This window comes from Limnobacter sp. MED105, from assembly GCF_000170915.1.
Classification (GTDB): Bacteria; Pseudomonadota; Gammaproteobacteria; order Burkholderiales; family Burkholderiaceae_B; genus Limnobacter.
Map to the genome: position 1 here is coordinate 40,150 of NZ_ABCT01000015.1, position 11,151 is coordinate 51,300.

Sequence of the window (11,151 nt, forward strand, 5' to 3'; positions counted from 1 at the left end):
GGTGTCCCCCCTTACTGCACAATGTTCATACGTCCGACTGGGTGGCTGTCTTCAAATAGCCCTGTTCGAGTGAGGCTTTTTTAGAAATACAACGGTATGTTGTAAATCAATGACAGTTCAAAGAGGGGTGTCTCATGTTGAGTTCCATTAGTGCCAAATTCAGTGCCAGCTTGGTCACGGTGATCGCGCTGGGCGTGGTAGTCGGTGGCCTGGGTGTGTTTAACAGCAAGCGGATCATGGATGCCAATGCCAAAAACGAATTCACCCACGAGGTGATCGAGAATGTGCTGGGTGTTCGCGAGAATCTGTTGAATATTGAAACCGGCGAACGCGGATTTTTACTGCGTGGTGATGAGGCTTACCTGACCCCGTACAACGACGGCAAAGAGCAGGTTCGCAAACACCTTGACAAGGCTTCTGAGTTGACAGTCCACAATCCGGTTGTCACCGAGGAGTTGCGCTTGTTCAATGCACATTACCGAACTTGGCTGAACTCCGTCATTGATCCGTTGATCGATGCCAAGCGTTTGGTCATCGAGGGCAATATGGCCCCGGAAGACTTCAATGCCTTGGTGGATTCCACTCCGGGCAAGCCATTGATGGACAAAATGCGTCAGGCTTTGGCCAAAGTGGAAGCAGAAGAATACCGCTTGCTGAAGCAGCGACAAGAGGCCAGCCAGGGTGTTTACCAGCAATCCATCTGGATTACTGTGGCGATTACCTTGTTTGCCCTGTTCACTGGTTTAACCTTGAACTTCCTGATTTCCCGTTTGTTTAAACGCAAGTTAGGCACTGCGACAATTCACATCAATGCTTTGGCCGAAGGCAAGCTGAACAGCAATATTCAGGTGCAGGGCAAAGACGAAGTCGACGGGCTGTTGCTTGCGCTGGGCAAGGCACAAACGAATTTGCGTGGTTTGATTGAAGGCATTCGGGGTTCTACCGCGTCCTTGAACGAGAGTGCAAGTGCCGTGCGGACTTCCTCCGATGAAATGAACAAGGCGGCTTCTGAACAAGCGGATGCCACTTCATCCATGGCTGCGGCTGTGGAGCAATTGACTGTATCGATCAGCCAGATTACCGAGAATTCCAACGATGCTTCGCACACAGCCATGCAGGCCAAGCAGTCTGCTGATCAAGGCAGTATTACTTTGGGCCAGGTGGTTGAAGGTATTCGAAAAATTGCCAGCTCGGTGCAGGGCAGTGCCAGCACCGTGCGCTCGCTTGAGCAGCAGTCCAATGAAATTTCCGAGATTATCTCAACCATCACCGACATTGCCGACCGTACCAACTTGTTGGCCTTGAATGCTGCCATTGAGGCGGCACGTGCAGGTGAAAGCGGTCGTGGTTTTGCAGTGGTTGCCGATGAAGTACGCAAATTGGCTGAGCAAACCAAAGGCTCATCCGAGCGCATTTCAACCATGGTGTTCCAGATTCAGAGCATTACCCAGCAGGCCTCCAAGTCCATGGAAGATTCGGTGGGTATGGTGAAGCAGGGTATTGAGCAGGCCGATTCGGTGTCGGGAACGATTGACCAGATCAAGGCCAATGCAGACCGTGTGAATGAGGCCATTCAGGCCATTACCGTGTCGATGAAAGAGCAAAGCAATGTGAGTGTGGAAATTAGCCGCAACGTCGAGCGTGTCGCGCAAATGACCGAGGAAAATACCGCAGCCATTGCGCAAAATAAATATGTGGCTCAACAAATCTCAGATTTAGCGGGTGGCTTGACTCAGTCTGTGCAGGTATTTAAAACCTGATTATTTTTTCAGCGCGTCCAGCACTACTTTTTCAAACTCCTGCATCAGCTGGGGTTTGATCCGAAGCAGTGCGCGTTCAAACAGTTCAGGCAACTGCGCCCGCAATATTTCAATTTGCGGGTCGCTCAAGTTGCCGCCCAGGCGGCTACCAGTCGATTGCTCAATTTCCCGCAAACCCGATTCAATCACCTCGGTCAACAGGGGCGGGCCACCATCAAAATGTTCACTCATGTTGTTGTCCTCAAGCCCCCATCAACCGTTGGCGCGGTCAAAAGTATTCAGTGGGTAACCCCGTTCTTTGTAAAATTTATAGCGTTGTCTCGCCAGAGCCTTGTTGTCTTCGTCGGTACCCACAATTTCAACCAAGCGTTCAAACCGCGCAAAAAACGGTGGCCACTGTTCGTCCAGGTTAATCAATAAATCGTAGTGGGCGATGTCATCGGCTTTGTCGGTCAACACAATGGGCGTGTCAGCCACACCTGGGTGGCCACTGACCACATGGGGTAAAAAGTCCTCTTCCGAGAAAGTCCACAGCAGCTTGTCCAGATTTTCAAGTACTTCGGGACGGGTGCTGTAGCACACAATTTTCAGCCCACTGCCGTACGCCTTTCGAATCAATCGACAGGTGTACAGCAGGTGGTCGGACACATTCAGATGAAAGTCAATTCGGGTCAATTCACAACCCTCAGGCTCTTGCGCGCTTCATGACAAACTCGGCCAGCAAAGGCACCGGGCGGCCACTTGCGCCTTTCGCCTTGCCTGAATGCCATGCTGTACCCGCGATGTCCAGGTGCGCCCAGCTGTAGGCCTTGGTGTACTTTTGCAGGAAACACGCGGCAGTGACGCTGCCTGCGGGCGGCCCACCAATGTTGGCCATGTCGGCAAAGTTGCTTTTTAACTGCTCGTGGTATTCCTCGTCCAAAGGCATGCGCCATGCTGTGTCCAATGCGTTTTGACCCGCCTTGAACAATTCATTGGCCAGGTCGTCATCGGGGCTGAACAAGCCGCTGTTCACATGGCCCAGCGCCACAATACAGGCACCGGTGAGGGTGGCCACATCGACCACGGCGGCGGGGTTAAACCGCTCAACGTAGGTAAGTGCATCACACAAAATCAGGCGGCCTTCTGCATCGGTATTCAAAATTTCAATGGTTTGTCCGCTCATGGACACCACCACGTCGCCTGGCTTGCTTGCGTTACCGGCAGGCATGTTCTCGGCCGTGGGTACTACCACAATCAGGTTCAGGGCCAACTTCATTTCAGCGGCGGCTTTCATGGTACCCAACACGCTGGCTGCGCCACACATGTCGTATTTCATTTCGTCCATGCCCGCACCGGGCTTCAGTGAAATACCACCAGTGTCAAAGGTAATGCCTTTGCCAACCAGCACCACTGGGGCTTCTTTGGGGTCTTTTGCGCCGTTGTACTTCAACACGATCAGTTTGGGGGGTTCGCTGGACGCTTTGCCCACCGACAACAGGCTGAACATGCCCAGCGCTTCCATCTTTTTGTGGTCCAGCACTTCAACACCCAGTTTGTATTGCTTGGCCAGCGCTTTGGCTGTTTCAGCCAAATAGTTCGGGGTGCAAATATTGCCAGGCAAATTGCCAAGGTCTTTGGTCAATTGCATGCCGTTGCCAATCGCCTGTCCAATCGCCGCGCCTTTTTCAACGGCGTCTTGGGTTGATTTGGTGCAAGCCAACTCGAAGGCAGGGGGTGGCGTTACTTCGTCGTCCTGTTTTTTGCAGGCAGAGAAGCTGTAAAAACTCTCGGTGATGGTGCGTGCACACAGGGCAGCAATTTCTTTGTCACTGCTTTTCTTGGGTACTTCCTGGTTCACGGCGAAAAATACTTTCGCAGGTTTCAGGCCTTTCAACGCGTCGCAGGCTGCGCTGGTGGCTTTGCGCAGGGTTTTGGTATTCAGTTTGTCGGCTTCATCCAGCCCCACCAGTACGTACACGGGCGCACCAGCCTTGGCGGTGTTAAATACCACGCGGCAGCTGCCTGCATTGCCCAGGTTTTTGTCGGTTTTGCATGCGTTTGCCACCAGGCCCTCGGTGTCAATGTCTGCACGTTTGGCGGCTGCGGTCAATTCACCCTCTTTGTACACAGCAACCACAGCCACATCGCACCCCTTGGTGGGCACAGGTCCGCCGGCAGTCACTTTGGCGACAGCGCCCGTACCCGCCTTGAAGCTGAACATGGGCGGTGGCGTGGGCGCCGCTTTTTTGGCGACACGTGTGGAACTGGTTTTTCTGGCTTTGGGAGTGGCGGGTGTTGCTGTCATGGTGTTCCTTCTTGCGATTAATGCTCGACCATTCAAAACGAATGCATGCGACAATCTACCATTATTAACAAGCTGGGTTGGCGAGTCAAAGCACAGCCCACCTGCATTGCATGCTGTTTCGATCCACTTTTCGAAAAGACTTCGCACAAACCGCTGGCGCCACCTTCGTGGCCCTGTTCACCATCATTGTGACCACTGTGCTGGTTCGTACCCTGGGTCAGGCTGCGGGCGGCAAGGTGGACAACGCTGAGGTATTTACACTCATTTTATTGGGCGGTCTTCAATACCTGCCGGCTGCCTTGGTCATCACTGTGTTCATCGCAGTGATGGGGGTTGTGTCGCGCGCCTTCAAAGAGCAGGAAATGACCGCCTGGTTTGCCTCGGGCGTGTCCTTGTTTTCACTGGTGCGCCCGGTGCTGCGCTTTGCCGTGCCGCTGACCGTGTTGGCCTTGGTGTGCTCGGTATGGCTTACCCCATGGGCCAAAGCTGAGCTGGATGCAGCCAAAGACCGCTTTGCGAAACGCAGCGATGTGAGCAAGGTCAGCGCGGGGCAGTTCCGGGAATCAGGCGAAGGCAACCGAGTGTTCTTCGTAGAGCGTCAGTCTGAAGTCACCAAGCAGGTCGAAAACGTGTTTGTAGTCGACTCCAAAGGCGACACCCGTACGGTTGTCTCGGCTGCGCGCGGTAGCGTAGAAGTGGACGCCAGTGGTCAGCCTTACCTGGTGTTGAGCGGTGGGCGCCGCGCTACACTGGACGGCACTGGAGAACGGTTTACCAGCACTGAGTTCGAAACTTACGGTTTGGCAATTGACAACACATTGGGTGCCGCCCCCAGCTTTCAGTTACAGCACCGCCGTGTCGACCTGTTGATTGCCGATTTTTCACCGGCTGCCCAAGGCGAATTATTGTGGCGTGTCAGTTTGCCAATGTCAGCCTTGGTACTGGGTTTGTTGGCCATTCCGTTGGCCTTTGTGAATCCACGGGGTGGCAATTCGCTGAACCAGCTTTTTGCCTTGCTGATTTATCTGACTTACAGCAACATCGTGTCGGTTACGCAAAGCATGGTCACCAAAGAAACCCTCGATTTTTGGGTGGCCTTGGTGCTGCCGCATGCCAGTGTATTGCTGATGTTCTACTTGTTGATGGTGAAGCGCAACCGTCCCGCGGGCGCGCCCCTGTTCCGCTGGCGCAGGCCTGTCCGGTCGCTTGATCTGCAAGATGTGGTGGCAGGCCAGGAGATCAAACCATGAAAAAGCCTTTCACGGTGCCGCATTCCCTGCTGGTGTATTTTCGCAGTGAACTGTACAAAGCCATCAGTTTTGTAATGGTGGCCTTTGTGGGTCTGTTTGCATTTTTTGACTTGATCGCTGAAGTAGACCGCTTGAGTTTGCCAGGCACCAGCTGGTTTTATTATTTCGTCGCAGTGTTGTTGGGCTTGCCCGCGCGCGTCTACGAAATTGCGCCTATCGCAGCCTTGATTGGTTCTATCTACGCTTTGGTGCAATTGGCAGCCAGCAGTGAATTGACAGCCATGCGTGCCGCGGGCTTAAGCACCACCAGCATGCTGAAAATGCTCGTTCGAATTGCAGCGGGCGTGGTCGTTATTACAGTGTTGTTTGGCGAAGCCGTGGCACCCTTGGCCGAAAGGGCGGCGGTGCCTATGCGTGCCAAGGCCTTGGGCTATGAGGTAGATCGTGATTTCCGCAGCGGGTACTGGATGCGCGACACCTACAGTGCCCCTGATGCAGAGTCACGTGTGCGTTTCGTGAATTTTGATTCATTCAACAAAGACGGCGAGCTACTCAAGCTGGAATATTACGAACTTGATCCCGAGTCCAGAATTCGAGCCTGGGTTCGTGCCGAAAGCGCAAAGTTTGATCCCGACAGCGGCGATTGGGAGTTGCGCAACGTTTTAGTGCAGCGTTACTTCGATGAGGCGGTCAGCAACGCGAATGCGGCACGCGCCGGTTTAACCATTCAGGCCAGTGAATTTGAGTCGCTTGAAACCATGCGATGGACTTCGAATTTGTCGCCCGAGCTGCTCACTGGTCTGTTTGTTCGCCCAGACCGCATGAGTGCCTGGCAGCTGTACAACTACTCGAAATTTTTGAGCAGTAACCTGCAGGCCACCGACAATATCGATTTGGCTTTTGCCAAAAAAATAATGTACCCGTTTGCCATTCTCATCATGATGATGATCTCGCTGCCGTTTGCCTACTTGCATTTCAGGTCGGGTAGTGTCAGCGTGAAAGTGTTTGCCGGCGTCATGATTGGCGTGGGTTTCCATTTGGTCAATAACCTGTTTTCCCACCTCAGCATGGTGGCCAGTTTTCCGCCGTTTGTGAGCGCTGCATTGCCCAGTTTGCTGGGCTTTGTGGTGGGCATGGGGGCTTTGTGGTGGGTTTCACAGCCAGCGCCTTGGCGCACTTTGAATGTATTGAGGAATCGATGAGCAGTACCCAGAAAAAAGCAGTTGTGTTGTTTGGCCACGGTGCGCGAGACCCCCAATGGGCCGAACCCATGAAACGGTTGCAAAGCATTTTGATTGGGCAATTGCCCAACGTGCAGGTTGAGCTGGCTTTTCTGGAATTGATGGCACCAAGTTTGCCAGACACCGTGGATTGCATGGCGCAAGGCGGTGTGACGCACATTCAAGTGGTGCCCATCTTCTTCGGTCGGGGCGGGCATTTGAAAAATGATTTTCCGGTCATCATGGCTGAATTGAAAGCCAGACACCCGGGTTTGAACATTGAGGCCACAAGTGCTGTGGGTCAGTGGGATGCAGTGTGGCAAGCAATTGCCAATGAAATTGTTCAGCAGGTTTAATTAAAACATCTGGAGATAGAACATGAAGAAATGGTTGCTGTTGGCTGCGCTGTGTTTTTCAATCCCTGCCCATGCACAATCCACCGAGGCCGCTTGTCAGGCCAAGGCGGTGAGCAAGGAAGGAAAGCCCCTGGCTGGTGCTGCGAAAAATTCATTCATGAAAAAATGTCTGGCTGAGAACAAGGCCAGTTGTGAAGAACGTGCGGTGGGCAAAGATGGCAAGAAGCTGGCAGGTGCGGCCAAAAATTCCTTCATGAAGAAGTGCGAAGCTGCAGCGGGTTAAACGCTCGTTCTAGAGGCGATCAAGCAGCTTTGTTCGATCCGAATGGCGACCCGGTCAATTCAACACTGACCGGGTTTTTATCGCCTGCGAGTAGTTCAGCCTGTGCTTTTGCCAGCGCTTGGCCAATCAAAATAAGACAAGGTCCATCGGTGAGCTGTTCAGCAGAAAACGATGGAAGCCTGCCCAAATTCAGCGGCGTGAATTTCTCGGCAGGTAAGGACACGCTTTCACACAGAATAACCGGGGTAGCCGGATTGCGTCCTTTTTCAAGCAGGGCAGCGGCCCAAGGGCCTGCCTGGCGCAAACCCATGTAAACAGCCACAGTGTCGTTTTCAGTGCCAGTGAACAATTCCGTGCTGGGTACTTCATCGGCACCCACAGAAGGGGTGGTTAAAGTAAGGCTGCGGGCAACACCACGCAAAGTCAGCGAAGCCTGCAGGCTGCTGGCAGCCGCCAATGCGGCGGTTACACCGGGCACCACTTCAACGGTGTGGCCAGCGGCTTTCAATGCAGTAATTTCTTCATCGGCACGGCCAAACACCATGGGGTCGCCGCCTTTCAGACGCACCACAAGTTTGAATTGTTCTGCGGCCTCAACAAGCTGTTTGTTGATAAAAATTTGTGCGGTGGATTTCTTGCCGCAACGTTTTCCAACGGCAACAAGTTTTGCATCGGGGTGGGCTTCAGAAAGAAGAGAGGGACTGACCAGCGCATCGTAAAACACGCAGTCTGCCTGCATCAACAGCTTCAGGCCACGAACGGTGATTAAATCCTCCGCTCCAGGTCCTGCTCCAATCAATACAACGCGTCCCATCTCAAAAGTCCCTATTTAAGAACAAGCAACCAACAACCGGGTGAAGGGTCGTTGCTTAGTTCTTTGCAACGATCATGCCAGCTGCCACGGTTTGGTTGGTGGCACTGTCAATCAGGATAAAACTACCCGTTGCGCGGCATTCGGTGTACAAATCCGCCACGATGGGCTGGGCCAGCACCAATTCAATCTGTGCGATGTCGTTCATTTGCACCGTTTTGGTGCTTTCACCATGCAGCAGGGTGTGAATGTCGAGCACCAAATTCACGGATTTGATTTTGGCCTGGGTTTGGCGCGTGGTCTGCTTGATCCAGTACTTGCGAGCAGGGTTCAATGGCTCATTGTCCAGCCAGCAAATGTCGGCCGTCAATGCTTTCACCGGGGCGTGGTTCACTGTGTCGCCAACGCTGACAATTTGATCGCCACGGGATACATCCACATCGCGGTCCAGCACCAAGGTGACACACTGCCCCAAGTGGGCTTCGGGCAAATCATCGTTCAAAAATACAATGCGCTGTACAACTGCGCTTTGGCCAGAAGGGTGAACCACCACGGTGTCGCCCACCTTCACGCTGCCACCTTCAACACGGCCCATGTAGCCGCGGAAGTCCTCGGCTTTGTGACCATCGTGGCGGGCCACCAATTGCACCGGGAAGCGGAAACCCAACTTGTGCGCAGCTTCTGCACGGTCAGCACGGCTGGGAATGTTTTCCAGAATGGGCAGCAAAGGCTGGCCAGTGTACCAAGGGGTTTTGGGGCTGCTGGTGACCACGTTGTCGCCGGTCAGGGCTGAAATCGGCAGCACCAGCGCTTCTTGTACGCCCACGGTGACTGCCAGTTCACGCACGGCTTTTTCGGTGGCAATGAATTTGGCGTGGTCGAAATCAACCAGGTCCATTTTGTTCACGGCAAACAAAATGGCAGGAATACCCAACTTGCCGGCAATCGCGCTGTGGCGTTTGGTTTGGGCCAGCAGCGTGGCTTTCAGGCCTTCTGCGGTTTCTTCAAATGCAACGCGGGTAATGTCGACCAGCACAATGGCTACGTCGGCTGTGGACGCACCAGTCACCATGTTGCGGGTGTACTGCTCGTGGCCCGGTGTGTCGGCCACAATGAACTTGCGCGCAGGTGTGGCGAAGTAGCGGTAGGCCACGTCGATGGTAATACCTTGCTCGCGTTCTGCTTCCAAGCCATCGGTCAACAGCGAAAAGTCGATTGCATCGCCCGCAGTGCGCTTGTTTTTTGCCTTGGAAATGGCGGCCAACTGGTCTGCAAAAATACCTTTGCTGTCGAACAGCAAGCGGCCAATCAGGGTGGACTTTCCGTCGTCGACAGAACCAGCGGTGATGAAGCGCAGCACGCCATGGTCTTGGGTGCTCAGTTTCAGAGCTTCGTTAATTGCGTTCATGGTATTCATCTCGATTTAGAAATAGCCTTCTTTCTTGCGGCGCTCCATGGAGGCCTCGGAAGTTTGATCGTCCATGCGGGTAGCGCCGCGCTCGGTAATGTCGGTCACCGCGGTTTCCGTGATGATTTCAGCCGGTGTCGCAGCAGTGCTTGCCACCGGGCAGGTGCATGTAATGTCGCCCACGGTGCGGAAACGCACTGTGCGGGTGGTGACTGTTTCACCGGCCTTGGGTTGAGTCATCTCGGTCACTGGTACCAGCAGGCCATTGCGCTCAATGATTTCACGTTCATGGGCATAGTAAATATTGGGCAGTTCCAGTTTTTCGCGCTCAATGTATTGCCACACGTCCAGTTCGGTCCAGTTGGAAATGGGGAACACGCGCATGTGTTCACCGGGGTGAACGCGGGTGTTGTACAGGTCCCAAAGTTCGGGGCGCTGGTTTTTCGGGTCCCATTGGCCAAAGCCGTCGCGGAAAGAGAAAATGCGTTCTTTAGCACGTGCTTTTTCTTCATCACGGCGTGCGCCGCCCATCAGTGCGTCAAAGCCAAATTCTTCCTGGGTTTCCAGCAGCGTGACACTTTGGAATGAATTGCGGGAAGCCTCCGGGTGGGGCAGGCGAATCGTGCCCTTTTTGATCGAACCTTCCAGTGAGCGAACAATCAGTTCTTCACCCAACTGCTTGGCTTTCCAGTCGCGAAATTCAATCACTTCCGGGAAGTTGTGCTCGGTGTCAATGTGCACCAGGGGAAATGGAAACTTGCCTGGGCGAAATGCTTTTTCTGCAAGGCGCAGCATGACGATGGAATCTTTGCCGCCAGAGAACAACATGGCGGGACGCGCGCATTCAGCGGCCACTTCGCGCATGATGTAGATGGCTTCTGCTTCAAGCCAGTCCAGGTGGGACATGGTGTGTTTTTGCGTGCTCACTTGCGTGCTCATGATTTTTCTCGATTTGTAAATTCAGTGTGTTTCTGTAACTTATTTCTTTAAATTTGCATTGTGCAAACCGCATTCCTTGCTGGTCGGGTCTTCCCACCACCAGCGGCCTGCGCGAATGTCCTCACCAATGGTGATTGCGCGTGTGCAAGGCTCACAGCCGATGGATGGAAAACCTTCAAAGTGCAGGGTGTTCACAGGCACATCAAACTGGCGAATGTAGGTCCACACATCGGCCTCGCTCCAGTCGGCCAGCGGGTTGAATTTTTCAATGCCGCGGTCGGCGTCGAATTCGCGCACAGGCAAAGTGGCGCGAGTGGCGGCCTGGGCCTGACGCTGACCGGTGACCCAGGCCTTTGCACCTTGCAGTGCGCGGGCCAGTGGCTCCACTTTGCGAATGCTGCAGCATTCTTTGCGCAGCGCCGTACTTTCATAAAAAGCATCGCGGCCTTTGGTGTTCACATAGGTTTCAACAGCCTTGGCCTGTGGTTCAAACCATTGTACGGTTTGACCATATTTGGCTTGCAGCGCAGGTGCTACATCCAGAGTTTGCTGGTGCAGGCGGCCTGTGTTCAAACTAAACACGCGAATGTTCAATTTCAGGCGTGCGATCACATCGAACAACACATTGTCTTCGGCGGCCAAACTACTGGCCAATGCGATTGAATCAAATTCATTGGCTGCATTGTTCAGCAATATTTCCAGTGCTTGCACTTTTCCAGAAATGTCGGTGGCGGGTTGGTGCGGGCCACGAAACACAGCGATGGGTTGTTCCAGCGCTGAATTATTTTCCGGTACCGTTTCAACACTGTGAAAGCGCGAAGTGTTCACTGCATTCAT

General features: G+C 53.6%; 12 protein-coding genes. 5 read left to right on the forward strand and 7 right to left on the reverse strand.

Going from position 1 to position 11,151, the window contains the following annotated elements; translation table 11 throughout:
- Positions 1 to 134: 134 nt before the first annotated feature.
- Entirely contained in the window at positions 135 to 1,760 is a 1,626-nt protein-coding gene (locus tag LMED105_RS12830; RefSeq protein ID WP_008252025.1) for a methyl-accepting chemotaxis protein, read from the forward strand.
- On the opposite strand, the gene LMED105_RS12835 is transcribed toward LMED105_RS12830, so the two are convergent.
- The 3 genes from LMED105_RS12835 to LMED105_RS12845 are packed head-to-tail and all read right to left on the reverse strand — an operon-like array spanning position 1,761 to position 4,047.
- Positions 1,761 to 1,991 carry a hypothetical protein gene (locus LMED105_RS12835; RefSeq protein ID WP_008252026.1) on the reverse strand — a complete coding sequence of 77 codons (231 nt, stop codon included), beginning with the start codon at positions 1,989 to 1,991 and terminating at the stop codon, positions 1,761 to 1,763.
- 21 nt (positions 1,992 to 2,012) lie between these two features.
- Positions 2,013 to 2,435, reverse strand: coding sequence for a DNA polymerase III subunit chi (locus LMED105_RS12840; protein WP_008252027.1), 423 nt, complete (start codon positions 2,433 to 2,435; stop codon positions 2,013 to 2,015).
- A 10-nt stretch (positions 2,436 to 2,445) separates the two neighbouring features.
- Entirely contained in the window at positions 2,446 to 4,047 is a 1,602-nt protein-coding gene (locus tag LMED105_RS12845) for a leucyl aminopeptidase (RefSeq protein ID WP_008252028.1), read from the reverse strand.
- 110 nt (positions 4,048 to 4,157) lie between these two features.
- Between LMED105_RS12845 and lptF the strand changes: the two genes are divergently transcribed.
- Genes lptF through LMED105_RS12865 form a run of 4 tightly spaced genes read left to right on the forward strand, consistent with a single transcriptional unit; the run spans position 4,158 to position 7,156 of the window.
- Positions 4,158 to 5,297: an LPS export ABC transporter permease LptF gene (gene lptF, locus LMED105_RS12850; RefSeq protein WP_008252030.1), complete on the forward strand. Its 1,140-nt coding sequence runs from the start codon at positions 4,158 to 4,160 to the stop codon at positions 5,295 to 5,297.
- Complete coding sequence (lptG, locus tag LMED105_RS12855) at positions 5,294 to 6,499, forward strand: LPS export ABC transporter permease LptG (protein ID WP_008252032.1); 1,206 nt, start codon at positions 5,294 to 5,296, stop codon at positions 6,497 to 6,499. Before lptF ends, lptG begins: the two co-directional genes overlap by 4 nt.
- On the forward strand, positions 6,496 to 6,873 hold the full coding sequence (locus LMED105_RS12860; RefSeq protein ID WP_008252033.1) for a sirohydrochlorin chelatase: 378 nt from the start codon (positions 6,496 to 6,498) through the stop codon (positions 6,871 to 6,873). Before lptG ends, LMED105_RS12860 begins: the two co-directional genes overlap by 4 nt.
- Before the next feature lie 22 nt (positions 6,874 to 6,895).
- Entirely contained in the window at positions 6,896 to 7,156 is a 261-nt protein-coding gene (locus LMED105_RS12865; RefSeq protein ID WP_008252035.1) for a hypothetical protein, read from the forward strand.
- Positions 7,157 to 7,175: 19 nt separating this feature from the next.
- Here LMED105_RS12865 and cobA read toward each other — a convergent pair whose 3' ends face one another.
- From cobA to LMED105_RS12885, 4 genes are read right to left on the reverse strand one after another with little or no spacing between them, the layout of a single operon-like run.
- The gene (gene cobA / locus LMED105_RS12870) at positions 7,176 to 7,970 is read right to left on the reverse strand and encodes a uroporphyrinogen-III C-methyltransferase (protein ID WP_008252037.1); all 795 of its coding nucleotides are present in this window, start codon (positions 7,968 to 7,970) and stop codon (positions 7,176 to 7,178) included.
- 55 nt (positions 7,971 to 8,025) lie between these two features.
- Entirely contained in the window at positions 8,026 to 9,375 is a 1,350-nt protein-coding gene (locus tag LMED105_RS12875; RefSeq protein WP_040513465.1) for a sulfate adenylyltransferase subunit 1, read from the reverse strand.
- Between the two features lie 15 nt (positions 9,376 to 9,390).
- Positions 9,391 to 10,314, reverse strand: coding sequence for a sulfate adenylyltransferase subunit CysD (gene cysD, locus LMED105_RS12880; protein WP_008252040.1), 924 nt, complete (start codon positions 10,312 to 10,314; stop codon positions 9,391 to 9,393).
- Positions 10,315 to 10,353: 39 nt separating this feature from the next.
- Positions 10,354 to 11,151 carry a phosphoadenylyl-sulfate reductase gene (locus LMED105_RS12885; RefSeq protein WP_008252041.1) on the reverse strand — a complete coding sequence of 266 codons (798 nt, stop codon included), beginning with the start codon at positions 11,149 to 11,151 and terminating at the stop codon, positions 10,354 to 10,356.